Here is a 24906-nt window from a genome sequence, read left to right as displayed (position 1 = left end):
TTAGCGCTCACAGCGTTTATTCTTCGTTTTGCAGCTCTTCTTCACCGACCAGGGTTTCTTCTGCATGCTCACGGGCAGAGGTTTTGGTCAGGATATCGGGAGTGGTCAGACCTTCGGCAATCTCACGCAGCGCCAGCACAGTGGGCTTGTCGTTATCGATTTCAACCAGCGCATCATCACCCAGCGCAATTTCGCGGGCACGTTTGGCCGCAACCAGCACCAGTTGGAAACGGTTATCGACGTGTTCTAAACAATCTTCTACGGTAGTACGAGCCATATCTTTTTTCCTGTCAGTTAAAGAATTAATTTTACGGAATATCAGCGCGTTACGCTAATTTATCTGGGCCCGCTGGTGGGCCCGGTTTGATCTCAACCCAGCAGTTCGCTGATCAATGCTGCCTGTTTGTGTTTTTGCCTTGACAGCCCAAGTCGCTTGCTCTGGATGATGGCGGTCAGTTGCGACAAGGCCTGCTCAAAATCGTCATTGACGATCAGATAGTCAAATTCGATGTAATGCGAGATTTCATTCTCGGCATCACGCATGCGGCGGGCGATGATGTCGTCATTATCTTGACCCCGGTTGCGCAGACGTTGTTCCAGCGTGGCTTTACAGGGTGGCAGGATAAAGATGCCGGTCGAATCCTTAAAGTTGCGACGTACCTGAGCTGCTCCCTGCCAGTCAATTTCCAGGATCACATCATAACCCGCCGCCAATAAGCTTTCGACCGCCCTGGCTGAGGTGCCATAACTGTTGTCAAACACGGTGGCCGATTCCAGAAAGTCACCATTATCGCGCATCTGGGCAAAAGTCTGCTGGCTGACAAAGTGATAATCGACCCCATCCCGCTCACCTTCACGTGGCGGTCTGGTGGTGTGCGATACCGACAGCCGGATATCATCGTGGCGCGCCACCAGGGCATTAACCAGGCTGGTTTTTCCGGCACCGGAGGGCGCGGCTACGATAAACAAACTTCCCATCATCTGTCTGACCTTAAAGATTCCTGCTTTGTAACAAGCCGCTATGCCCAGCCTGCCTGTCAAAAATTGATTAAGCCAGCATTATACCGGTGCCGGCCTTCCGCGTTTTATTCAATATTCTGAATCTGTTCGCGCATCTGCTCAATCAGCACCTTGAGATCAACCGAAAAACGGGTGGTGCCGGTATCGATGGATTTAGAGCCCAGCGTATTGGCTTCACGGTTGAGTTCCTGCATCAGAAAGTCGAGCCGGCGACCAATGGGCTCATCTCTTGTCAGTACATGCTCGACTTCTTTGACGTGGCTTTGCAAGCGGTCCAGTTCTTCTGCGACATCGCTTTTCTGGGCAATCAGTACCATTTCCTGTTCCAGGCGCTCCGGCTCCAGATTGACCTGCAAGTCCGCTACCCGCTCGCGCAGTTTCTGACGCTGGTTTTCCAGAATCTCCGGCATCAGTTCACGCACTGATTCGGCAATCTCATTGATCTGCTGACAGCGCTGTTCAATCATCGCCTGCAGCGCTTCGCCTTCACGTTCGCGGGTGGCCAGCAGATCAGCCAGTGCCTGCTCGAGTGATTGCATCACGCATTCGCTCAAGGCGTCCTGATCCAGACTCTCAGTCTGAATCACACCGGGCCAGTGCAGGACTTTCATCATATCCAGTGGCGCCGGGTCTTGGGCGCTGCCGGCCAGTTGCTGGTAACGCGCAATCACGGTCTGCGCCAGTGACTCGTTGATATCAATGTTTTCCTGTTGCTGTTCCGGGGCTTTGTAGCGCAGCGCCACTTCCACCTTGCCGCGGCTCAGCAGTTCACTAATGCGTTTACGCATCGCCATTTCCAGCGGACGGAAGCTTTCTTCCAGCCGGAAACCGACTTCCAGATAACGGTGATTGACCGAGCGGATTTCCCAGCTCAGGGTGCCCAGTTCTGTTTGCGCCTCATGACGGGCAAACGCGGTCAGACTTCGAGTCACTGATTTCATTCCAAATTCGTTAGTGAATGGCTGATCTTACCCAAATCCCCCTGCGGCTGACAGTCACGATCAGTATAATGTGGCAAATTTGACTGGGAGAGATTCAGATTATGCGTCCAAGTGGTCGTCAAACCAACGAATTAAGACAAATTACCATCACCCGCAATTACACCAAACATGCTGAAGGATCGGTGCTGGTTGAGTTCGGCGACACCAAAGTGTTGTGTAATGCCTCGGTAGAGGAACGTATCCCGCCATTTCTGCGCGGCACTGGCGAAGGCTGGGTCACCGCCGAGTACGGCATGCTGCCCCGCTCCACCGGTTCCCGTATGGGCCGTGAAGCGGCCCGCGGCAAACAGGGTGGCCGCACCATGGAAATTCAGCGCCTGATTGGTCGCTCTCTGCGCGCCGCTATCGATTTAAAATCGCTGGGCGAACGCACCATTACTATCGACTGCGATGTCATCCAGGCTGACGGTGGCACCCGCACCGCCTCCATTACCGGTGCTTATGTCGCGCTGCAGGATGCCGTTAACTTCCTGCTCAAAAAGAAGAAGATCAAATCCAGCCCGCTGTTTGGCCAGGTAGCGTCGATTTCGGTGGGTATCTTTGACGGCACCCCGGTGCTGGATCTGGATTATGCCGAGGATTCCACTGCCGAAACCGATATGAATGTAGTCATGAACGAAGCCGGGGCGTATATTGAATTACAAGGCACGGCAGAAGGTCATGCCTTCCGTGCTGATGAGCTGCAATCCATGCTGGACCTTGCTAAACACGGGATTGAGCAATTGATGGAAAAACAACGGGAAGCGTTGGCAACATCATGAGCCAAATCGTACTGGCCAGTGGTAACCAGGGAAAGTTGCGCGAATTCGCGCAACTGCTGGCACCACTTAATATCGACATCGTCACACAGTCCGAGCTCGACGTGATCGAAGCGGATGAGACCGGGCTGAGCTTTGTTGAGAATGCTATCCTCAAGGCACGTAATGCCTGTGACCAGACCGGACTGCCGGCGATTGCCGACGATTCCGGTATTGAAGTCGATGCGCTGCGCGGCGCACCCGGCATCTATTCCTCACGCTATGCCGGGCTCGATGCCAGTGACGAAGACAATGTTCAGGCCTTGCTCAAAGCGTTGGATGGCGCCCCTGAGGGCGAGCGTAGTGCCCGCTTTCAGTGTGTGCTGGTCTTTATGCGCCATGCCGAGGATCCGACGCCGCTGATTTGCCAGGGAACCTGGCACGGCCAGATCATGAGTGAACCGACCGGCGACAGCGGCTTTGGCTACGACCCGGTGTTTTTTGTGCCGGAGACCGACTGCAGTGCAGCGGAACTATCGGCACAGCAAAAACACGCCATCAGTCACCGGGGCCAGGCCATGCGTCGCTTTATCCAAGAATTTCAGTATATCCGGCACCTGCCCTGAGCTGTCGTTTTTTGATGCGGCAAACAGCTGGTTTCGCTTCGATAGCCTTGATGGTTTTGCTGCAAGCAGCCTGTAGCAGCCAGCCCTATAGTGAAGTGGCGATCAAACCCATTTTTTTACAGCAACACCTGCATCAAAGCTGGCAGTCATCGCATCGGAATTTTATCGGTTTCCCCACACCCGACGCCTTTTCTGTGTGCCATGATTTGAGCTGTCATCGCGTCTCCGAGGTCAGTCTGAATCAGTCTGAATGGCAGCAAGTTCGTCTATTATTTGAACCTCAAGCTGACTCAGCTCAGACTGAACGTCTGCAAATAAAACAAGCCGTCGCCCTGCTGGAACAGTTGGTGGGAAACAAAACCGGCACTGGCGGTGACCATGCCAAGAATGTTTTGACCGCTAGCCGCCAGGGACAACTGGATTGTATTGATGAAGCCACCAATACCTCTGTTTATCTACGCATGATGGAATCGGAAGACCTGCTGTACTGGCACCAGAGTGCGCCCCGCACGTCGCGCGGCCCGCTGAGCGGACAGGCTCCCCATAACACGGCCAGTATTATCGATACTCAGAGCCGGCAGCGTTATGCTGTGGACTCCTGGTATTTCGCCAATGGCCAACCACCGGCCATTGTATTGATGTCAGAATGGAAACAAGGCTGGCAACCCGAGCCAGAGAACTGATGTTTAATTTTACTGCCCTACCGCCGCTGAGCCTTTATATCCACGTGCCCTGGTGCGTGAAAAAATGCCCCTATTGTGATTTCAACTCGCATAACAGCCCGCAGGATATTCCCGAAGAGGCGTATGTCGATGCGCTGATTCGCGATCTGGAACAGGAAGTGCCATTGATCTGGGGCCGCTCGGTGCAAACCATCTTTATCGGTGGCGGCACGCCCAGCCTGTTGTCAGCTGAGGCCTATGATCGGCTGTTTTCCGCCATCCGCGCGCTGCTGCCCTTGCATCACGATGCCGAAATTACGCTGGAAGCCAACCCCGGCACCGTGGAAGCCGGCCGCTTTCAGGACTACCGTGCGCTGGGCATTAACAGGCTGTCGATTGGCATACAGAGTTTTGATAACGAGGCGCTCAAGTTACTGGGTCGAATTCACGACAGCGGCCAGGCTGTCAAAGCCGTGGAAGCCGCCCAGCAGGCCGGCTACGACAATTTCAATCTGGATCTGATGTTCGGCCTGCCGGGGCAGGATGCTGCTAAAGCACGGCAGGATGTGGACACGGCCATCGCCCTGGCACCGGCGCATATCTCCTACTACCAGCTCACTATTGAGCCCAATACCCTGTTTTATGCGCAGCCACCGACCTTGCCGCCGGAGGATCCGATTTTTGACTGGCAGCTTGCCAGCCAGACGCGACTGGCTGAAGCCGGCTACCAGCAATACGAAACCTCTGCCTATGCCCGACACGGGAAGCGCTGTCGTCATAACGTCAATTACTGGCAGTTCGGTGACTATATCGGTATCGGCGCCGGGGCACACGGCAAGATCAGCAGCGCTGCCCCGCAACAGATTGTGCGGCGGGTCAAGCAGAAACAGCCTCAGGCTTATATCGACACCGCCGGTAGCGATGCCTGTCTGCTGGAACAAACCCAGGTCAGTGATGAAGAAGTGGGCTTTGAATTTATCCTCAATGCCATGCGCCTGACCGGGGGCGTGCCCACTCCCTTGTTTCAGCAGCACACCGGCGTGCCTATCTCATCCATTAAAAAGCCGCTGGCCCGGGCAGAAGAACTGGGCTTACTGGAACATACCATTGAACGGCTGCGGCCTACACAAAAAGGCCAACTCTATCTCAATAGTCTGATTGAGCTATTTCTGACGGCGTAGTATTCTGTGTTTAATGATTCAAGGAGCGTTGCGATGCCTAAGTTCAGCCTATTTTTAGCAGGGTTGCTGTTTACCATAACCACTGCTCAGGCCGACGTGCTGTCGATTGCCGACCCGCGTTACGATGTGCCCAACAGCAGCAACGGCGTGATGCGGCCCAAACAGGGCATGAATATGGCTTCAGTGGAACAGCATTTCGGCGCACCGCAAAGCAAAAAACCGGCGGTGGGCGATCCGCCGATCAGCCGCTGGATCTATCAGGACTTTGAAGTCTTTTTCGAATATGACAAGGTACTGCACTCAGTCATCATCCGTGATGAGCAGCCCTGATATTTGTGATCATCCGCAGCGTTAACGTTTCCCTGCCCAAACAGGTTCAGCACAAAAACAAAACGGTCTCCACCGGCATTTTCAAACAGCCTATCAGCGGCGCTGTATCGGTCAGCAGGCTCAACCTGAAAGGCGACCAGCAAGTCGATCAAGTCAACCATGGCGGTGAGCACAAAGCCGTTTATGGGTTTTCCGCCGATCATTATCCGTTCTGGCAGGACAAACTTGAGCTGCAGACCCTGCCTTTTGGCAAGTTCGGCGAGAATCTGACCATTTCCGGCCTTGATGAGCGCCGACTCTGCATCGGCGATCAACTACAGGCAGGACAAACGGTACTGGAAATCACCCAGCCCAGAGTCCCCTGCTTCAAGCTGGGACTGGCTTTTGAACGTGATGATATGCCCAGACTGTTCGTGAAGCATGCGGCGACCGGTATTTATTTCCGGGTGATAGAAACCGGTGCAGTGAAAGCCGGTGACAACGTCAGCCTGCTAAAAGCCCATCCGGCCCGGCTTAGCGTACAGCGCTTGTTCCGCGCGTATTTTGATAAATCCCTGCCTGCTGAAGACAAAAACCCGGTGCTGGAACAGGCGCTGGAGATTACAGCCTTGTCCGGTGAGTGGCGACAGCAACTGGAAAAGCGACTGGCTCAGTCCTGAGGCGCAGGCTCGGCTTCAATCCCCAGAAAACGCTGCAGCGCCCACTTGGGCAAGGTTCCCACACGGGCATGGTGCAGGGAATCTGACTCAATGACGATAAGAATCAACACACTGACCAGGGTGGGCAGAATGCCCAGACCACCGATCATGCCGTAAACAGCTTCTTTCATCACGCCCAGGTAGGTTTTCCCCAGCCAGCCCAGCAACGATACGCTGAGCAGTAGCAGTAGCATGAAAAAAAACATTTTGCTCCAGCGGCGGGCCAGTTGCCAGTGGGCCCAGACAAACTCACTGTCTTCACGTCTGACCCGGCTGGAGCGAAAATAAGTAAAGGCCAGCACCGCCATCGAAATCAGCGGCACAATGACCAGATACTTCATATAAGCCGAACCGAAGGTGGCAATCGCGGTAAACAACAAAATGTGGTTACCGATCAGGTTACTCAGGAAAATATCATGCGGAATCTTAGCTGCTGATATCTCCTGCTCATCCGGCTCGGGCAGTTGACTCATTTATTCAACCATATTGTTGATAATGGCATCACGCACCGATTCCAGGTTGGCATCGACGGTGACTACGGATGAGGTGCTCTGTTTGATCGCAGTATCCGGATCTTTCAGACCATGACCGGTCAGGGTACATACGATGCTGCTGCCTTCCGGAATCTTGCCCGATTTCACATCACGCAGTGCGCCAGCCAGTGAGGTCGCCGAAGCCGGTTCACAGAACACGCCTTCTTTTTCCGCCAGCAGTTTCTGCGCCGCCAGGATTTCTTCATCCGAGCACTCATCAAACCAGCCGCCGGATTCTTCTTTGACCTGCCAGGCTTTATCCCAACTCTGCGGATGACCGATACGGATGGCAGTGGCGACAGTTTCCGGATCATCGACCATTTCACCGCGCATAAACGGTGCACTGCCGGATGCCTGATAACCGACCATCACCGGCTTGCTTCCAACGATGGCACCACCGGCATATTTACATTTGCCACCACAATACGAGCAGGACTCCGTCACATGGGCGCCATCTTCTGAAGCGAGCTCACTGTAACCAATCCAGTGCGCAGTGATATTGCCGGCATTGCCCACAGGCAGGCAGTGATAATCCGGTGCCCGGCCCAGTTCTTCGACAATTTCAAAAGCCGCGGTTTTCTGGCCCTGCAGGCGGTAAGGATTAATCGAGTTAACGATAGTGACCGGTGCGTGTTCAGCGACCTCCTTAACCAGGCGCATACCTTCATCAAAGTTGCCTTTGATCTGAATCACGGTGGCACCGTGCATCATCGCCTGGGCCAGTTTGCCCTGGGCAATCTTACCGTCGGGAATCAGGACAAAGGCTGCAATACCGGCACGTGAGGCATAGGCCGCAGCCGCTGCTGAAGTGTTACCGGTGGAGGCACAGATAATGGCTTTACTGCCCTCTTCCACCGCCTTGGTCACCGCCATGGTCATGCCACGGTCTTTGAACGAACCGGTCGGGTTCAGGCCCTCGTATTTGACGTAAATATCAACATCCTTACCCAGCTCCTTGGTGATGTGATTGAGCTTGATAAGCGGTGTATTGCCCTCGCCCAGACTGATCAGGCGAGTATCGTCATTGACCGGTAACCGATCGCGGTAACGTTCAATCAGTCCAGTGTAACGGGGTCGAAAAGACATAGTGGTTTTCCTCTAAACTAAATGCTGTGTGGGCTAGCCGCCCAGAGATTCCATGCGGATCCGCATAATGGAATCAGGTACGCTGTCCAGCGCTTCAATCTCGGCAATCGCGCGATCCATGTTTCTCTCGACCACGGCCTGAGTCAACATGATGATGGGCACCATACCTTCGTGCTCTTCCGGTTGTTTCTGCAGGATGGCTTCAATATTGATGCCCTCCTTGCTGAGAATGCGGGTAATGTCGGCCAGCACGCCTGGCTTATCCAGGGTATGGATGCGCAGATAATAGGAGGTGACGACTTCCGTCATCGGCAGAATCGGCGTGTCACGCAACGCATCGGGCTGAAAAGCCAGGTGCGGCACCCGGTTTTCCGGATCAGTGGTCAGCGCGCGAACGATGTCCACGATATCAGCCACGACCGCAGACGCCGTGGCATCAGAGCCTGCACCGGCACCGTAATATAGGGTTGGGCCCACCGCATCGCCTTTTACCACAATGGCATTCATCACCCCGTTCACATTGGCAATCAGGCGACGATGTGGAATCAGGGTCGGATGCACGCGCAGTTCCACCCCTTCAGCGGTTTTCTTGGCAATCCCCAGATGTTTGATCTGGTACCCCAGCTCGGCAGCGTACTGCACATCTTCCTGCGAGACTTTGCTGATACCTTCAGTGAAGCATTTGTAATACTGCAGCGGAATACCAAAGGCGATAGACGCCATGATGGTCAGCTTGTGCGCGGCATCAATGCCTTCAATATCAAAAGTCGGGTCGGCTTCGGCATAACCCAGTGCCTGCGCTTCAGCCAGCACATCGGCAAAATCACGGCCTTTTTCACGCATCTCAGTGAGAATAAAGTTGCCGGTGCCGTTGATAATACCGGCCAACCACTCGATACGGTTACCGGCCAGACCTTCACGCATGGATTTGATAATCGGGATACCGCCGGCCACCGCTGCTTCAAAGGCAATGGTCACGCCCTTTTGCTGCGCCAATTCGAAGAGCTCGTTACCGTGCATGGCGATCAGCGCCTTGTTGGCCGTGACCACGTGCTTGCCGCTCTCAATGGCTTTGATCACCAGGTCCTTGGCAATACCGGTACCGCCGATCAGCTCGACGACAATTTCAATCTCAGGATCGTTGATGACCTCGAACGCATCCTCAGTCAGATTGATGTTGGAAACATCGCAATCCTTGGGTTTATCCAGATCCCGGTCAGCAGCGCGGTAGACTTCGATGTCACGACCGGCACGACGACTGATTTCTCTCGAGTTCCGGGTCAAGACATTAACGGTACCGCTACCGACGGTGCCCAGTCCCAGAATGCCGATTTTTACTGATTGCACACAGCCCCCTAAGCTTTTCTAAACATGTCACGGATCCCGCGGATCGCCTGACGTGTACGATGTTCGTTTTCAATCAAGCCAAAGCGAACGTAGTCATCGCCGTACTCACCGAAACCCACGCCGGGAGAAACAGCCACTTTCGCTTCCTTGAGTAATTTTTTACTGAATTCGAGCGAGCCCATTTCACGATAACGCTCGGGAATTCTGGCCCAGACAAACATGGTTGCCTTGGGTTTTTCCACTTCCCAGCCGATGGCATTGAGGCCGTCGCAGAGTACATCACGGCGGCTTTTGTAAGTCGCGACGATGTCTTCAACGCAGTCCTGCGGGCCTTCCAAGGCACTGATCGCCGCCACCTGAATCGGCGTGAACATGCCGTAGTCGAGGTAGGACTTCATCCGTGCCAATGCGGCCACCAGCGTCGGGTTGCCGGACATGAAGCCGACCCGCCAGCCGGGCATATTATAGGTTTTCGACAGGGTATAAAACTCGACTGCCACTTCTTTAGCACCCGGTACCTGCAGAATAGACGGCGCCTGATAGCCGTCAAAGCAGATTTCACCGTAGGCGAGATCGTGCACCACCCAGATTTGATGTTCCTTGGCAAAGGCGACGATGCGTTCAAAGAACTCCAGATCGACACATTGCGTAGTCGGGTTGCCGGGGAAGTTGAGCACCAGCATTTTGGGCTTTGGCCAGGAGTCCTTGACCGACTTTTCCAGCTCTGCAAAGAAATCCACATCCGGCGTCAGCGGCACGTGGCGGATATCAGCGCCGGCAATCACAAAACCATAAGGATGAATCGGGTAGGCCGGATTAGGCACCATCACCGCATCGCCCTGGCTCATGGTGGCCAGCGCCAGATGCGCCAGGCCTTCCTTTGAGCCGATAGTCACGATACACTCGGAATCGGGATCGACATCAACGTCAAATTTACGTTTGTACCAGTCGCAGCAGGCTTTTCTGAGACGCGGAATGCCTCTGGACACCGAGTAGCGATGGGTATCGGGACGTTGTGCGGCCTCGACCAGTTTATCAACAATATGGGCCGGTGCCGGCTTGTCCGGATTACCCATACCAAAGTCGATAATGTCCTCGCCACGAGCACGTGCTTTTGCTTTCAAATCATTTACAATGTTGAAAACATAGGGCGGGAGGCGCTTGATTCTCGGAAACTCGTCGTTCAACTCAATACCTGTGAATAGCTAAAACTGTCGGCAAACTAAGCAAAATAACTGAAATTCATCAACACTTCAAATTCATTTATCGAAAGCGAAACTCATGAGCGAACAAGACCAATTTTACAATACCATTCTTAAAGACATGGAGAGCGGCAAGCTCGTTCTGCCAACGCTTCCCGAAGTGGCGCTGCAAGTCAGGGAAGTCGTCGATGACCCCGATGCCACCGCCAAACAACTGGCCGACATCATTACCACTGATGCCGCCTTGTCAGCACGCTTGCTGAAAGTTGCCAACAGTCCGCTCTATCGTGGCCGCGTGGCTATCGAAAGTGTGCAAATGGCGGTGTCCCGCCTGGGCCTGTCATTAGTTCGCAATCTGGTCACCAGCCTGGTGATGGAACAAATGTTCCAGGCCACCAGCAACCGCCTCGACAAAAGACTGCGGGAGCTGTGGCAACAAAGCACGCAAGTGGCCGCCGCCTCGCAAGTCATTGCAGCCAAGTTGCCGGGCATCAAAAATGATGAAGCCATGCTGGCCGGCCTGATCCACGCTATCGGCGTTTTGCCTATCTTGATGAAAGCTGATGCTGACGGCGATCTTAACAAAGACAGTAAAAAACTGGATCAACTAATTGATAATCTCTATCCCCGACTGGGTGCCAGCATCCTCAAAGACTGGGATTTCCCGGAAAATCTGATCGCTGTCGCGGCCGAACACCGTAACCTCAACCGCAACAGCGGCGCTAACGGCCCGGACCTGGTCGATGTGGTTCAGGTTGCGGTATTGCAACACTTCAGTGGTACTGAAAAAGCGCTGGATCCGACCTCGCTCAATAAAGTGATGGCCTTTAAACAGGTGGGCGCCGATACCGGATTCAGCGTCGAAGAACTGGATGAAGACAGCGAGGAATACCGCGAAGCGCTGGCGCTGTTTAATATGAGCTAAGACTGGTTGGATCTGACAATGGCCGCTGAATCTTGTTAAGCTGAAACTGTGTTACCCACGCGCGTGGATAAGCCACACCCGCAATGTTGACTATTACATAAATGGGCATGATGAAATCAACAGGGAGTGCATGTAATGAAAATTGGCTACGCACGACAAGGTATCCGCGGACAAGCGCTGGAAATCCAACTCGAGGCGCTTGAGCAGTGCGATACGGTATTCAGTGACAAGGCAGCAGACTCTGCTGTGTCTCAGCCCAAACTAAAAGCCTGCCTGGCGATTCTTAATGATGGCGATACCCTGTTCGTCACCCGCCTGGATCGACTGGCCTCCTCCACCCGTTTTCTAACCAGCGTGACGGATAAACTGCAGCGCTTGGGCGTTGATCTGGTAGTACTGGAACAGGACATTGATACCCGCCAAAGTACGGATAATTTTTATTCGCTGATGGCGGCTATTGCTCAGCTTGACGGTGACACAGAGGCGGCTGACAGCGAGGCGCAATCCAGCGACAAAGAAGCCCGGCTCTCCTATAACCAGATCGAAGAAATGCAGTACCGCATTGCCTGCGGCGGCACGGTGTCGGAGCTTTGTGATGAGTACAATATCAGCACTGAAACCTTTTACCGACTGACTGAGTAGGGCCTGTGATGCGCTCATGATCTTTTGTGGCAGATCTGCGGTAAGCTGAGTATGTCGTTTTAATGTGCCCTGCTTGATGCCAAAAACTGAACTTGTTTACCTCAAACTTCTTCGCTTGCTGACTGTATGTAGCGTGCTCCTGCTTTCTGCCTGTGGCAGCAACCCCAAAACGATCCCTGCCATTGATGCCAGGCCGGGCCAGCCACATGCGCTAACAAAACTCTACCAGCAGCATGCTCTGTGGCAGGGCACGCCTTACCGGCTGGGCGGACAGAGCCGCAGCGGTATTGACTGTTCCGCGTTTGTGCAACTCACTTTTAATGATTTGTTTGGCATCAGATTGCCGCGCACCACCAGCCAGCAAGTCCATGTTGGCCAGAAAATCAGCAAGTCGGATCTGCAAACCGGTGATCTGGTATTTTTCCGGGGTGGTCGTCATGTCGGTATTTACCTGGAAAATGAGAAGTTTCTGCACGCCTCAACCCGCCTTGGCGTCACCATTTCCGATATGAATAATATCTATTGGGCACGCAAATACTGGCGATCAATTCGGGTACAATCAGCAAACAGTAATCGCTGATCTCTAGGAGCTCTGACCGTGATGCGTAATGTTCTCTCTGTAATAGCCCTTTCATTGTTTACCAGCCTGGTTCAGGCTGAGACACCTAACCTGCAGCCGGGCCTGTGGGCTTATACCCATGTGACCACCATTGAAGGCGCGGTGTCATTGCCCCCGCAGTCGAGTAAAAATCAGGAATGCCTGCAACAGCAGGATCTGGACAAAGGGGTGGATATGCTCAATATTCCCGAGCAATGCACCTTGACCCGGGTCGATATCAAACGCGATCGGGCAGACTTTGCCGCCAGTTGTAATATGGGCGGTATGACATCCAGCTACGAGGGCCACACCGATTTCAATGGCGACACGCTGCAGGGTCAAATGCACAGTGAGACTGACACGCCGCTGGGTAAAATGCTGATGAATATGACTTTCAATGCCAAACGCGTGGGAGACTGTTAAGGCTCAGTCTGTCCCGGCTCACCCCGGGAAATGCGGTACCCCTGTTCAGTCAGGGCAAGCGATAAATGCAGCGGCTGGCCTTTTTCCAGACTGAAAACAATCGGAATCAGCGGATAAAAGCGGGCGATTTCCTGTTGTCTGAAATACTGCCGGCTGCGTAATACCAGACGATACACACCCTCATGCTGCACGCCCTGCAGCACATCGTCTATGCGCCCTGAAGTATCCGTCTTTTTGGTATCAATGTGCTGCCAGGCACCACTGGTATCAGAAAAGCGGTACAGCACCGCCGTCATCCCCTCTACAGTCAGGCTCTGCTCAGTATCCGTGACCTGAAGCGATAACTGGGAATCCGCCTGTTGTGCCTGAAGCGGCACGCACAACAACATAAATATCAGAGGCAGCAGTTTTTGCATCATGACTTGTCATCACCCAAAACCGCTACCCTAGCATTATTCTGAACGGTAAATCGTTTCATACTCGGGATTATCCAGCCGGGGGTCACCCGACTCCAGGCACTGGAACTTCACGTCATAGGTATAACGAACCCGATGCTGTTTATAGACCTGGGTCACCAGCATCTTTTTACCTATTTCATTACAGTGGTTTTCAGCCAGGCCTAGTGCGGTGCCTTTGGCTACCGCTTCATCCAGATCATCGGCGGAGATGGTGTAGGTGTCCGGGCTGAGGCTGCGGACGCCGGAGGTTTTGACACCACAGGCGGATAAGAAAGTGATTGCCATCACTATGGCGGTGGTTGTGAGTTTGTTCATTTTAAGCCTCCATCAAGACGTGTTGATTGATTGATTGGCTGATTATATTGGGTGTTTGGTTTTAAAGCTTATTTTCATTTCACAGTCTTATGTTTCGCCTTAATGGCGAGTCAGGGAAATGCTTGCCCATTTCCCTAACAACCCTAGGGCACCCCATTGTGCTGGCCTGCGGCTCCACTGCGTTGCTCGGCTTATCTGGGGATTGGCCAAAACTCGCTAACGCTCAAACACTGCCCAATCCTTATCCAGATAAGCCTGCGCTACTCGTCAGCACAAAAGGGGATACTTGGTGTTCGCCGCCAATCCTGTTCTCGTCACCCTCTCCCTTGATGGGAGAGGGCTGGGGTGAGGGTGTCACCGCCCTGTGCGCAGCCGAGCATCGCAAATCAGTTTGGATCAAACATGACGAGTGTCTGAGCGTAGCGAGTTTTCGTCGTGTTACAAAATGATTGAGAAGCACAGGGGACCCGAAGGGCAAGCAGTGGGCTGCCCTTTTGTTTGGTTAGTTTAATTTGATTCGTGACTTCCCTGTCACTCACCCTGCGGGCGCCCGCGGCGTCCAAATTCATTACCAATGAATTTGTGGGCATGCAAAATAAATGAACTCGACTTTCAGGCGAAAAAAGCCATAAAAAAACGGGCAGAGAATTAATCCCCTGCCCGTTTCTAGAAAAAGTTTTTTATGAAAACTTATTCCGGCCGCATATGCGGAAACAAAAGCACATCCCGAATCGACGGTGAGTCAGTCAACAGCATGACCAAACGATCAATCCCAATCCCCTCACCGGCCGTCGGTGGCATACCGTACTCCAGCGCGCGGATATAGTCGGCATCAAAATGCATGGCTTCATCATCACCGGCATCTTTTTCAGCCACCTGTGCCTGGAAGCGCTCAGCCTGATCTTCGGCATCATTGAGCTCCGAGAAACCATTGGCGATCTCACGGCCACCGACAAAGAACTCGAAACGTTCGGTAACAAACGGATCGTCATCGCTGCGACGGGCCAGCGGTGAGACTTCGGTCGGGTACTCAGTGATGAAGGTGGGGTCCATCAGGCGGTGTTCGACGGTTTTTTCGAAGATTTCGATTTGCACCTTGCCCAGACCATAGCTGTCTTTAAGCGGAATCGACAGACCTTCGGCCACTTGACGCGCCTCCTCCAGCGATTCTAGTTGTTCAGGCTTGAGATCCGGGTTGAAGTGCAGGATCGAATCCTTAACGCTCATGCGGGTGAATGGCTTTTCAAAGTCGATATCGAGGCCCTGGTAATGCACCTGTGAAGTGCCCAGCACGTCCTTGGTGACATGACGCAGCATGTTTTCGGTGAGATCCATCAGGTCATTGTAATCGGCGTAAGCCTGGTAGAACTCGACCATGGTGAATTCCGGGTTATGCCGCGTCGACAGGCCTTCATTACGGAAGTTACGGTTGATTTCAAACACCCGTTCGAAACCGCCGACAATCAGGCGCTTGAGATAGAGCTCGGGGGCAATGCGCAGGAACAGGTCCATATCCAGCGCGTTGTGATACGTAGTAAACGGTCTGGCAGTGGCACCACCGGGAATAGCCTGCATCATCGGTGTTTCCACTTCCAGGTAGTCGTTATCCATCAGATAACGACGCACACCGTCGATAATGCGGGTCCGCAATTTGAAAATATCGCGGCTGGCTTCATTCATGATCAAATCAACATAGCGCTGGCGATAGCGGGTTTCCTGATCGGACAGGCCGTGGAATTTTTCCGGCAGCGGTCGCAGCGACTTGGTCAACAGGCGGATATTATCCACCAGTACCGATAGTTCGCCTTTCTGGGTGCGGAACATGACACCTTCGGCAGCGATAATGTCGCCCAGGTCCCAGCGTTTGAATTCGGCATAGACGCCTTCCGGCAGATCATCACGTCTGACATAAAGCTGCATATCACCGGACATATCACGGATATTGGCAAAGCTGGCTTTACCCATCACCCGCTTGGTCATCAGGCGTCCGGCAATCTTGACCCGATGCGGTTTGTCCTTGAGCTCTTCGGCTGACCAGTTTTCATACTCGCTGCTAAGCTCAGCATGCATGACGTTGCGACGAAAATCGTTGGGGAAGGCATTGCCCTGCTCGCGCAATTCGGCCAGTTTCTCGCGGCGCTGCGCAATCAGGCGGTTCTCGTCGAATTCGGTTTCGTTTTCATTACTCATTCTTATAATCCTGATTTCAGCGAGGCTTCGATGAACTGATCCAGATCACCATCGAGCACCGCCTGGGTGTTGCCGGTTTCTACATTGGTACGCAGGTCTTTGATACGCGATTGATCCAAAACATAGGAGCGGATCTGACTGCCCCAGCCAATATCGGACTTGGATTCCTCGGCCGCCTGTTTGACCTCGTTCTGCTTCATCAATTCCAGCTCGTAGAGCTTGGCCCGTAACTGGTTCATCGCCCGGTCACGGTTCTGATGCTGAGAGCGCTCGGTCTGACACTGGACCACTGTGTTGGTAGGGATGTGGGTAATCCGCACTGCCGAGTCGGTGGTGTTGACGTGCTGACCACCGGCGCCACTGGAGCGGTAGGTATCGACCCGCAGATCGGCCGGGTTGATATCAATCTCAATCGTGTCATCCACCTCCGGGTAAACGAAGACCGAGGCAAAAGAGGTATGGCGGCGGGCGCCGGAATCAAATGGCGATTTACGCACCAACCGGTGGACGCCGGTTTCAGTGCGCAGCATGCCAAAGGCGTATTCACCTTCCAGTCTGACGGTAGCGCTTTTGATACCGGCCACCTCACCGGCCGAGACTTCCATCAGCTCGACTTTGTAGTCATGCGACTCACCCCAGCGCAGGTACATGCGCAACAGAATATTGGCCCAGTCCTGGGCTTCAGTACCACCGGAACCGGACTGGATATCCACATAGGCACTGTTTTTATCCAGATCGCCGGAGAACATGCGCTGGAATTCGAGTTTTTCCAGACCTTTTTCCAGTTCGTCCAGATCGGCAATCACCGCATCGAAAGTGTCCTGATCCTCTTCCTCGGCAGCGAGCTCCAGCAGATCCTGGGCATCGTCCAGCGTGTCACGGTGCTGCGACAAGGTGGTGACGATTTTTTCCAGGCTGGCCCGTTCCTGACCCAGTTTCTGGGCATACTCGGGATCGTCCCAGATGCTGGGGACTTCCAGTTCACGGGTGACTTCGGTTAAGCGTTCTGACTTCTCATCGAAGTCAAAGATACCCCCTAAGATCGTCACTGCGATCCCGAAGGTCTTTAATGCGTTGCAATGGTGCGCCTAGTTCCAAGGTAAACCTCTGAATAAATGATTTGAGTTCCGGTCAGAAACCGGCAAAACGCTATATTGTAACGGATTTAGCGTTTCGGCAGGAAGCGGATCGGATCGACTGGTTTGCCGTTGCGGCGGATCTCGAAATGCAGCTGATCACGCTGGGTGCCGGTGCGGCCCATTAAGGCGATTTTCTGACCGGCTTTGACGATCTGGCCTTCTTTCACCAGCAGTTTATCGCTGTGCGCATAGGCACTGAGATAAACATCATTATGCTTGATAATCAGCAGGTTGCCATAGCGCGGCAGGCTGTTGCCGCTATAAACCACTTTGCCCGATGCGGCGGCAATGATTGACTGACCCGCTTTACCGGCAATATCAATACCCTTGCGCCCCGGACTGCTGTTGGAATAGGTCGACACCACACGTCCCTGGGTCGGCCAACGCCACTGCAGGTTCTGATTGCCAACGAAGGTTTGCTGGGCTGGAGCCGGCTTGGCTTGAGATTTAGGGCTAGTGGTTTTGGGTTTGGCCACCGGTTTTGGCGCCGGTGCCGGTTTTACCGAGCGGGTCGTTGAACTCTGGCTGCTGGCCCTGCTGCTTGAAGTACTGCGACTGCCGGGTTTGAATCGAATTTTCTGTCCTACATAAATGGTATAAGGCGAGCGGATGCCGTTCATGCGTGCCACATCCTTGTAGTCCATGCCGTAGCGCCAGCTGATGGAATACAAAGTATCGCCCTTTCTGACCGTGTAATAGCTGGGCGGCGTGGCTATTTTTCGCTGATCACGGTCATAATCGTAGTTGCCAACCGGCGCCACAGCTCTTCCGCCACCGCCACATGCGGTCAGGGTGATCATCAGCAGTAGCGGTACAATCCATTTCATCGGTCAAGCCAGTAGCAGATAGCCTATTATCAAAATCAATACTGTCAGCCAGCCCAGCCGATCGACCCAGATATGCAGACTCGCTTCCAGTTGCGGGCCACCCCAGCGCATCAGGCCGGCGACCAGGAAAAAACGCATACCACGACCGATGATTGAGCCGATCACAAACGGCAGCAACATCATATTGGCAGCCCCGGCAGCGATAGTAAAAATTTTATAGGGAATCGGGGTAAAACCGGCGACGAAGATTGCCCAGAAGCCCCACTCGTCGAACCAAGCCGACGCCTGCTGATAAGCATGCATATAGTCAAGAGAAATCAACCAGGGTTCCGCCAGGTGAAACGCAAACAGGCCAATCAGATAGCCCAGCAGGCCCCCCAGTACCGACATGACCGTGGTCAGCCCTGCATAAAACCAGGCTTTATCGGGCCTGGCCAGCGTCATCGGCGCCAGCATTACATCAGGTGGCACGATAAAAAAGGAAGACTCGCTGAAGCTGACCAATGCCAGCCAGAAAGCAGCATGTTTATGGCGGGCCCAGATCATAACCCGGGCGTACAATCGGGAAAACAGCTGCATCAGACCTGACCGCTCAACAGCGGTACAAAACTGACTGCGTCCAGTTCCACTTCTTCGTAACGATCTTCAATCCGGTCAATCACCCGCAGTGACTGACCACTGCTGCCTCCCACCGGTATCACCAGCCGGCCACCCGGTGCGAGTTGTAGTAACAGTTCATTAGGCACCTGTTCCGGTGCACAAGTGACGATAATGCCATCATAGGGCGCATACCACTCCCAGCCCCAATTGCCGTCACTGTGTTTGAGTTTGATGTTATTAAGCTTGAGTTGATAGAAACGCTCACGCGCCTGGTTCTGCAGGGGCGCGATGCGCTCGACGCTGAAAACCCGCTCTACCAGTTGTGACAATACGGCTGTCTGATAACCGGAGCCGGTGCCGACTTCCAGCACTTTGCCACGTGCTGCGCCTTCCAGCAGAATCTCGGTCATCTTAGCCACAATATAAGGCTGGGAGATGGTCTGACCGTGACCGATGGGCAGGGCCGTGTCCTCATAAGCACGACTGGCCAGTGCCTCATCAACAAATAAATGACGCGGCATTTCACGAATCACACTGAGTACATCCGAGTTACTGATACCGCGCTCAAGCAGACGTCCGACCAGCCGGTCGCGAGTCCGTTGTGAGGTCATGCCTATACCGCGGGGATCCATGTTCATATCAGCAATCTTTCAACCAGGCAGAGACGCCATCAATAGCATCATAGCGGGTCAGGTCGATTTGCAGGGGCGTAACTGACACGGCGCCTCTGCGAATAGCATCAAAATCAGTGCCGGGCCCGGCATCTTCCTCGCCACCAGCCGGGCCGATCCAGTACATCGGACGGCCACGTGGATCAAATTCTTTAATGACCGGCTCTGCCTTGTGACGATGTCCCAGACGGGTACTTTCAATGCCAGTGATCTGCTCTATCGGCAGATCCGGGACATTGACGTTGAGAATCGTGTCGGCGGGCAGCGCCGAATCTTTAAGCCTTGATACCAGCTTCTGCGCAACCCAGCCCGCGGTTTCGTAATGGGTACCGGTGTGTGAAGCCAGTGAAATCGCAATCGCCGGCAGGCCCAGAAAACGTCCTTCCATCGCCGCTGCCACCGTGCCCGAATAGAGCACATCGTCGCCCAGATTGGCACCAGCATTGATGCCTGAAACCACCATATCAGGTTCATCATCGAGCAGGCCGGTTATTGCCAGATGCACGCAATCAGTGGGCGTGCCCTCTACGCGATAGACGCCGTCATCCTGCTTGTCCAGACGCAGCGGGTTCTCCAGGGTCAGGGAGTTACTGGCACCACTGCGATTGCGGTCCGGCGCCACCACGGTAATATCACCAAAACTGCTTAATGCATCGGCCAGGGTTCGAATTCCCTGGGCCATATAACCATCATCATTGCTGATCAGGATTTTCATTATAGTTGTAGCCTGTTTGGAGCTTCAAAATACGCTCCATATCTTAGCAAGAATAAGCACTTCGGGTTAAAAAAAAGGCATCCGAAGATGCCTTTTTTGGAGGAAGTGGCCACTTAAAGCAGCACGTTATTCGACTGACCGCCACCGTAGCTGTAAAACTGCATCGGTTCACCACCCGGCGTGACTTTCACCGCACAGTACTTGAACTCGGGGATCTTGGCTGCCGGATCCAGCGCCGCGTTGGACAGTTTATTGACCGCGGCTTCGTAGTAGCAGAACGCCATGAACACGGCCCCGGTGGGCACGCCAATATCAGCGCGGGCAATAGCCGAAACACTGCCCCGGCGGGTGGACATGGTGATCAGTTCACCTGGTTCAACGCCAATTTCATCCAGGGTAATCGGGTTGACGGTCGCTACCGCTTCCGGCTCCAGTGAGTCCAGCACGTTCGAACGACGGGTCATGGAACCGGTATGCCAGTGTTCCAGCATGCGGCCGGTAATCAGTACGAACGGGAACTCCTCGTCGGGGCGCTCATCCGGCGGCACAATATCGGCCGGCACAAACTTGCCGCGACCACTTTCAGTCGGAAAGTCCTCGGTAAAGATAATCGGATCACCGGGATCGCCTTCCTGCTCACAGGGGTAAACCACCGCATGTTCATTTTCCAGACGTTCCCAGTTGATGCCTGCCATAGACGGCACCGCCTTGCGGATTTCGGCAAACACATCGGCCGGGCCGTTGTAATGCCAGTCCAGCCCCATGCGGTTGGCAATCTGCTGGATGATCCACAAATCCTGGCGGGCATCGCCCGGCGGATCAATGGCCTGACGGCCCAGTTGCACCAGACGGTCGGTATTGGTGAAGGTGCCGGTTTTTTCGGGGAAGCCAGAAGCCGGTAATACAACATCAGCCAGGTAGGCGGTTTCGGTCAGGAACAAGTCCTGCACCACCAGGTGTTTGAGTTCAGACAAGGCCTGACGGGCATGATCCACATCCGGATCCGACATCGCCGGGTTTTCACCCATGATGTACATGCCATGCAGATTGCCGGCGTGGATCTGATCCATGATCTCCACCACGGTCAGCCCCGTCTGGTCACTGATTTCACCGCCCCACAATTTTTGCATATTTTCACGGGCCGCCTTGTCTTCCACTCTTGCATAATCAGGCAGACACATCGGGATCAGGCCCATATCGGACGCGCCCTGCACGTTATTCTGCCCACGCAGTGGGTGCAGACCTGTACCCGGACGGCCAATCTGACCGGTCATCAGAGCCAGCGAAATCAGGCAGCGGGCATTGTCGGTACCGTGAACATGCTGGGAAACGCCCATGCCCCAGAGAATCATTGAGCCTTTGGACTTGGCGTAAACCCGCGCTACTTCACGCAGGGTCTCAGCGGGAATACCGCAGACCGACTCCATCAGCTCCGGTGTGTATTTTTCCAGATGCTGCTTCATCGCCTCAAAGCCATCGGTGCGCTCGGCAATAAAGCTTTCATCCACTAGGCCTTCTTCGACGATGGTATGCATCATGGCATTGAGCATGGGCACGTCGGAGCCCGGCTTGAACTGCAGGTGATAGCTGGCTTCACGACGTAACTCAGTGCCACGCGGATCCATCAGGATCAGCTTGGTGCCGTTACGAATGGCATTTTTCATCCAGGTCGCACCGACCGGATGGTTCACCGTCGGGTTGGCACCGATCAGCACGATGACCTCGGCTTTCTCCACATCGGCTACCGGATTGGATACCGCACCGGAACCCAGACACTCCAGCAGGGCCACCACCGATGAGGCGTGACACAGTCGGGTGCAGTGATCGACGTTATTGGTTTTAAAGCCAACACGGATCAGTTTCTGGAACAAATAGGCTTCTTCGTTACTGCCTTTGGCACTGCCGAAACCAGCCAGCGCATGCGGGCCATTGTTATCGCGGATATCAACCAGGCCCTTGGCCGCACATTCCAGCGCCTCTTCCCAGCTCGCTTCACGGAAGACCTTGTCGATATCGTTGGGATCCATTTCAAAATCAGGATACTTGGGCGCATCTTCCCGGCGGATCAACGGTTTGGTCAGGCGATGCGGATGATGCACATAGTCGAAACCATAGCGGCCTTTGACACAGAGGCGGCCGTGGTTAGCCGGGCCATCGCGGCCCTCGACATGCAGGATCTTGTTATCTTTGATGTTGTAAGTGAGCTGACAACCGACACCGCAATAAGGGCAGACCGAATCGACTTTTTTATCAGGTTCGACCATCGCCACGTCATTGGCCGGCATCAGGGCGCCGGTCGGACAGGCCTGAACACACTCACCACAGGCAACGCAGGAGCTGTCACCCATCGGATCATCGAGGTCAAACACGATCTCGGTATGATGGCCACGCTGAGCCAGACCGATAACATCATTGTTCTGTTCATCACGGCAGGCGCGCACACAGCGGGTGCACTGGATACAGGCATCCATATTGACGGCAATCGCCGGATGCGAGAGATCGGCCTGAGGATTTTCACGCGGTTTGAAACGCGGCGTGCTGATATCCAGTTTACCGGCCCAGTAATCGAGCTCTGAATTTAGTGTGTGCGGCTGCTCGGAGACATCTGCCTTGAGCATCTCCAGCACCATTTTCTGTGAATGCAGCGCACGTTTGCTCTGAGAGTCGACTTTCATGCCCTCGCTGGGATAGCGACAGCAGGAAGGCGCTAATACGCGTTCACCATCGACTTCCACCATGCAGGCGCGGCAGTTACCGTCCTGTCCCTGCGCTTCGGAGTAGCACAGGTGGGGGATTTCCACACCGTGGCGCTCGGCGGCCTGGAGAATGGTTTCACCTTCTTCTGCAAAGACTTTTTTGCCGTTGAGATCAAAGGCAATCAGTTCGCTTTCAATTTCCGGATTGATAGCCATTATTTCAACTCCTCAGGGAAGTACTTGATTACACAGCGCAGCGGGTTTGGTGCTGCCTGGCCGAGGCCACAGATAGAGGCATCAACCATTACCTGTGATAACTCTTCAAGCAAGTCCTGATCCCATTGTTTCTCTTTCATCAGGGTGACTGCCTTGGCCGTGCCCACGCGGCATGGGGTGCACTGGCCACAGGATTCATCTTCAAAGAATCGCATTGCATTCACCGCCAGTTCCCGCGCTTTATCCTGATCTGAAAACACCACAATCGCGGCTGAGCCGATAAAGCAGCCATACTCATTGAGGGTATCGAAATCCAGCGGAACATCGCCCATCGATGCTGGCAGGATGCCGCCTGAGGCACCGCCCGGGAAGTAACCGTAAAACTCATGGCCTTGCTGCATGCCTTCACAGTATTCATCAATCAGCTCGCGCATGGTGATACCGGCAGGTGCAAGATGCACGCCCGGCTTATTGACGCGGCCACTGACCGAAAACGCACGCAGACCGGTGCGGCCATTGCGGCCGTGATCAGTCAGGCATTGCGGCCCTTTTTCCAGGATATCGCGTACCCAGTAAAGTGACTCCATGTTGTGTTCCAGCGTCGGTCTGCCAAACAGGCCAACCTGGGCCACGTAGGGCGGACGCAGACGCGGCATGCCGCGCTTGCCTTCAATCGACTCAATCATGGCCGATTCTTCACCGCAGATATAGGCACCGGCACCGCGGCGCAGATGCAGTTTGGGCATATTCTCCACTGGCGGGTTGGCAATCAGTTTTGCCATTTCCTTTTCCAGCATTTCGCGGATCGCGGCGTATTCATCACGCAGGTAAATATAAATTTCATCAATCCCTACTGCCCATGCAGCAATCAAACAGCCTTCCAGGAAACAGTGCGGGTCGCGGTCGAGGAAATATTTATCTTTGAAAGTGCCGGGCTCGCCTTCATCGATATTGACGGCCATCAGCTTGGGCGCCGGCTGGTCTCTGACAATGCGCCATTTACGCCCGACCGGGAAACCGGCACCACCCAGACCACGCAGGCCAGAGTCGTCCATGGTGTCGAGTACTTTCTCTACATCAAACTGGCCTTCCATGCACAGCTTGTAGGTGTTGTAACCGCCCTGGGCGATGTATGGCTCAAAAAGGATCGGCTCGATGGTTTCCGGCTGTATCTGTTTCTGTTCGACCCGTTCAGCGACTTTTGCGGTGTCAGCGTGGGGCACAGGATTCATGCCGACGACTGCGACCGGAGCGCTGTCACAACGGCCAATGCAGGGGACACGTTGCACCCGCACATCCTCACCCAAGCCTTGCTCCAGCGAATCAACCAATTCATCAGCGCCCAACATCTCGCAGGTCATCGAATCACAGACTCTGACGGTCAGTTGTGGGGGCGGTGTCTGATCTTCTTTGATGACATCAAAATGATGATAGAAGGTGGCGACTTCGTAGACCTCGGCACGGGATAATTTCATTTCATGGGCCAGCGCTACAAGGTGGCTTGCCGAAATGTATTTATAAGTATCCTGTATTTTGTGCAAATGTTCGATTAACAGGTCTTTTTGCCGGGATTCCTCACCCAGCAGGGCCTGAACCTCGGCCAAAGCCTTGGGTTCAACCTGTCTGCCCTTATTGACGGCGCGTGGAAGTTTGAGCTCTTTGCCCAGCTTCTGTGCACTGATACGCTGCTGACCACTCATGGATAAGGTCTCTCTCTCAATCTATGCCTTCATTGGCATTTCTAGTACTAGTTAAACAGACAAAAGCTAGCACGACTTAGTTTTACAATGAAGTCATCTATGCCCTATAACTTATTTTAAAACAACCATTTGCCTTTTTTTGGTGCATTTTCAATGCTTTGTTCAGTGGCAACGGTGCACCTATTTCATGCATAAAGCTGTTAAAGCACCTTTCTTGTGCATATTCAAAAACTAGTGGATTTTGTAAGTCATTGATACTACTAAAAAGTGGTAGTTCTGCCGGGTTCGCGGCAAAAAACTGATTTATCTAGCAAAATAAGTGGCACAGTGACGACATATTTGGCCGTGAACACTAGTCATTTATGTCA

Annotated in this window: 27 protein-coding genes; 10 read left to right on the top strand and 17 right to left on the bottom strand. The window is 53.8% G+C overall.

The features are described 5' to 3' along the window. Window positions 1-16: 16 nt before the first annotated feature. The 3 genes from rpoZ to Q0X64_RS01460 form a co-directional block, all read right to left on the bottom strand. Window positions 17-277, bottom strand: coding sequence for a DNA-directed RNA polymerase subunit omega (gene rpoZ, locus Q0X64_RS01470; protein ID WP_297808059.1), 261 nt, complete (start codon window positions 275-277; stop codon window positions 17-19). A 92-nt stretch (window positions 278-369) separates the two neighbouring features. Continuing rightward, complete coding sequence (gmk, locus tag Q0X64_RS01465; protein WP_297808056.1) at window positions 370-981, bottom strand: guanylate kinase; 612 nt, start codon at window positions 979-981, stop codon at window positions 370-372. Window positions 982-1085: 104 nt separating this feature from the next. Beyond that, the gene (locus tag Q0X64_RS01460; protein WP_366517468.1) at window positions 1086-1961 is read right to left on the bottom strand and encodes a YicC/YloC family endoribonuclease; all 876 of its coding nucleotides are present in this window, start codon (window positions 1959-1961) and stop codon (window positions 1086-1088) included. A 101-nt stretch (window positions 1962-2062) separates the two neighbouring features. Between Q0X64_RS01460 and rph the strand changes: the two genes are divergently transcribed. Genes rph through Q0X64_RS01430 form a run of 6 tightly spaced genes read left to right on the top strand, consistent with a single transcriptional unit; the run spans window position 2063 to window position 6216 of the window. Continuing rightward, window positions 2063-2782 (top strand): ribonuclease PH, encoded by a 720-nt coding sequence (gene rph / locus Q0X64_RS01455; RefSeq protein ID WP_297808053.1) that lies wholly within the window; start codon window positions 2063-2065, stop codon window positions 2780-2782. Further along, window positions 2779-3384 carry an RdgB/HAM1 family non-canonical purine NTP pyrophosphatase gene (rdgB, locus tag Q0X64_RS01450; RefSeq protein WP_297808050.1) on the top strand — a complete coding sequence of 202 codons (606 nt, stop codon included), beginning with the start codon at window positions 2779-2781 and terminating at the stop codon, window positions 3382-3384. Before rph ends, rdgB begins: the two co-directional genes overlap by 4 nt. 14 nt (window positions 3385-3398) lie before the next feature. Next, window positions 3399-4067, top strand: coding sequence for a hypothetical protein (locus tag Q0X64_RS01445; RefSeq protein ID WP_297808048.1), 669 nt, complete (start codon window positions 3399-3401; stop codon window positions 4065-4067). Then, the gene (hemW, locus tag Q0X64_RS01440; RefSeq protein ID WP_297808046.1) at window positions 4067-5227 is read left to right on the top strand and encodes a radical SAM family heme chaperone HemW; all 1161 of its coding nucleotides are present in this window, start codon (window positions 4067-4069) and stop codon (window positions 5225-5227) included. The genes Q0X64_RS01445 and hemW overlap by 1 nt, the downstream gene beginning before the upstream one ends. Window positions 5228-5260: 33 nt before the next feature. Continuing rightward, complete coding sequence (locus Q0X64_RS01435) at window positions 5261-5557, top strand: hypothetical protein (protein ID WP_297808043.1); 297 nt, start codon at window positions 5261-5263, stop codon at window positions 5555-5557. Window positions 5558-5562: 5 nt separating this feature from the next. Then, complete coding sequence (locus Q0X64_RS01430; protein WP_297808040.1) at window positions 5563-6216, top strand: MOSC domain-containing protein; 654 nt, start codon at window positions 5563-5565, stop codon at window positions 6214-6216. Here Q0X64_RS01430 and Q0X64_RS01425 read toward each other — a convergent pair. Genes Q0X64_RS01425 through alaC form a run of 4 tightly spaced genes read right to left on the bottom strand, consistent with a single transcriptional unit; the run spans window position 6207 to window position 10408 of the window. After that, the gene (locus Q0X64_RS01425; protein ID WP_297808038.1) at window positions 6207-6728 is read right to left on the bottom strand and encodes a hypothetical protein; all 522 of its coding nucleotides are present in this window, start codon (window positions 6726-6728) and stop codon (window positions 6207-6209) included. The genes Q0X64_RS01430 and Q0X64_RS01425 overlap by 10 nt on opposite strands. Next, complete coding sequence (thrC, locus tag Q0X64_RS01420; RefSeq protein ID WP_297808035.1) at window positions 6729-7874, bottom strand: threonine synthase; 1146 nt, start codon at window positions 7872-7874, stop codon at window positions 6729-6731. Between the two features lie 33 nt (window positions 7875-7907). Further along, entirely contained in the window at window positions 7908-9221 is a 1314-nt protein-coding gene (locus tag Q0X64_RS01415) for a homoserine dehydrogenase (RefSeq protein ID WP_297808032.1), read from the bottom strand. 8 nt (window positions 9222-9229) lie between these two features. Next, the gene (alaC, locus tag Q0X64_RS01410; RefSeq protein ID WP_297808029.1) at window positions 9230-10408 is read right to left on the bottom strand and encodes an alanine transaminase; all 1179 of its coding nucleotides are present in this window, start codon (window positions 10406-10408) and stop codon (window positions 9230-9232) included. A gap of 94 nt (window positions 10409-10502) precedes the next feature. Here alaC and Q0X64_RS01405 point away from each other — a divergent pair, with 94 nt between their 5' ends. From Q0X64_RS01405 to Q0X64_RS01390, 4 genes are all read left to right on the top strand, one after another. Further along, window positions 10503-11348 carry an HDOD domain-containing protein gene (locus tag Q0X64_RS01405; RefSeq protein WP_297808027.1) on the top strand — a complete coding sequence of 282 codons (846 nt, stop codon included), beginning with the start codon at window positions 10503-10505 and terminating at the stop codon, window positions 11346-11348. 135 nt (window positions 11349-11483) lie between these two features. Then, window positions 11484-11990 carry a recombinase family protein gene (locus Q0X64_RS01400; protein WP_297808025.1) on the top strand — a complete coding sequence of 169 codons (507 nt, stop codon included), beginning with the start codon at window positions 11484-11486 and terminating at the stop codon, window positions 11988-11990. Between the two features lie 133 nt (window positions 11991-12123). Further along, window positions 12124-12570 carry an NlpC/P60 family protein gene (locus tag Q0X64_RS01395; RefSeq protein ID WP_297808023.1) on the top strand — a complete coding sequence of 149 codons (447 nt, stop codon included), beginning with the start codon at window positions 12124-12126 and terminating at the stop codon, window positions 12568-12570. 21 nt (window positions 12571-12591) lie between these two features. After that, a complete protein-coding gene (locus Q0X64_RS01390; protein ID WP_297808803.1) occupies window positions 12592-13011 on the top strand; it encodes a DUF3617 family protein in 420 nt (139 codons plus the stop codon). On the opposite strand, the gene Q0X64_RS01385 is transcribed toward Q0X64_RS01390, so the two are convergent. The 10 genes from Q0X64_RS01385 to Q0X64_RS01340 all read right to left on the bottom strand — a co-directional run bounded on the left by Q0X64_RS01385 (window position 13008) and on the right by Q0X64_RS01340 (window position 24538). Beyond that, complete coding sequence (locus Q0X64_RS01385) at window positions 13008-13430, bottom strand: hydroxyisourate hydrolase (RefSeq protein WP_297808021.1); 423 nt, start codon at window positions 13428-13430, stop codon at window positions 13008-13010. The genes Q0X64_RS01390 and Q0X64_RS01385 overlap by 4 nt on opposite strands. Before the next feature lie 33 nt (window positions 13431-13463). Continuing rightward, a complete protein-coding gene (locus Q0X64_RS01380) occupies window positions 13464-13784 on the bottom strand; it encodes a hypothetical protein (RefSeq protein WP_297808019.1) in 321 nt (106 codons plus the stop codon). A 690-nt stretch (window positions 13785-14474) separates the two neighbouring features. After that, complete coding sequence (gene lysS / locus Q0X64_RS01375) at window positions 14475-15974, bottom strand: lysine--tRNA ligase (protein ID WP_297808017.1); 1500 nt, start codon at window positions 15972-15974, stop codon at window positions 14475-14477. A 2-nt stretch (window positions 15975-15976) separates the two neighbouring features. Continuing rightward, a protein-coding gene (gene prfB / locus Q0X64_RS01370; RefSeq protein WP_297808014.1) for a peptide chain release factor 2 occupies window positions 15977-17072 on the bottom strand; the annotation gives its coding sequence in 2 pieces (ribosomal slippage) (window positions 15977-16999 and window positions 17001-17072; 1095 coding nt in all). A gap of 67 nt (window positions 17073-17139) precedes the next feature. Beyond that, the gene (locus Q0X64_RS01365) at window positions 17140-17940 is read right to left on the bottom strand and encodes a peptidoglycan DD-metalloendopeptidase family protein (RefSeq protein ID WP_297808011.1); all 801 of its coding nucleotides are present in this window, start codon (window positions 17938-17940) and stop codon (window positions 17140-17142) included. 3 nt (window positions 17941-17943) lie between these two features. After that, window positions 17944-18519 carry a VTT domain-containing protein gene (locus tag Q0X64_RS01360; protein WP_297808008.1) on the bottom strand — a complete coding sequence of 192 codons (576 nt, stop codon included), beginning with the start codon at window positions 18517-18519 and terminating at the stop codon, window positions 17944-17946. Further along, window positions 18519-19178, bottom strand: coding sequence for a protein-L-isoaspartate(D-aspartate) O-methyltransferase (locus Q0X64_RS01355; RefSeq protein ID WP_297808005.1), 660 nt, complete (start codon window positions 19176-19178; stop codon window positions 18519-18521). The genes Q0X64_RS01360 and Q0X64_RS01355 overlap by 1 nt, the downstream gene beginning before the upstream one ends. 1 nt (window position 19179) lies before the next feature. Then, the gene (surE, locus tag Q0X64_RS01350; RefSeq protein WP_297808002.1) at window positions 19180-19926 is read right to left on the bottom strand and encodes a 5'/3'-nucleotidase SurE; all 747 of its coding nucleotides are present in this window, start codon (window positions 19924-19926) and stop codon (window positions 19180-19182) included. A 113-nt stretch (window positions 19927-20039) separates the two neighbouring features. After that, window positions 20040-22838 (bottom strand): formate dehydrogenase subunit alpha, encoded by a 2799-nt coding sequence (gene fdhF / locus Q0X64_RS01345; RefSeq protein ID WP_297808000.1) that lies wholly within the window; start codon window positions 22836-22838, stop codon window positions 20040-20042. Further along, entirely contained in the window at window positions 22838-24538 is a 1701-nt protein-coding gene (locus Q0X64_RS01340) for an NAD(P)H-dependent oxidoreductase subunit E (RefSeq protein WP_297807998.1), read from the bottom strand. Before Q0X64_RS01340 ends, fdhF begins: the two co-directional genes overlap by 1 nt. Window positions 24539-24906 lie beyond the last annotated feature (368 nt).

This window comes from uncultured Methylophaga sp., from assembly GCF_947259025.1.
In the GTDB taxonomy this organism is placed as follows: Bacteria; Pseudomonadota; Gammaproteobacteria; order Nitrosococcales; family Methylophagaceae; genus Methylophaga.
This window is presented reverse-complemented; position numbering and strand designations above follow the sequence as displayed.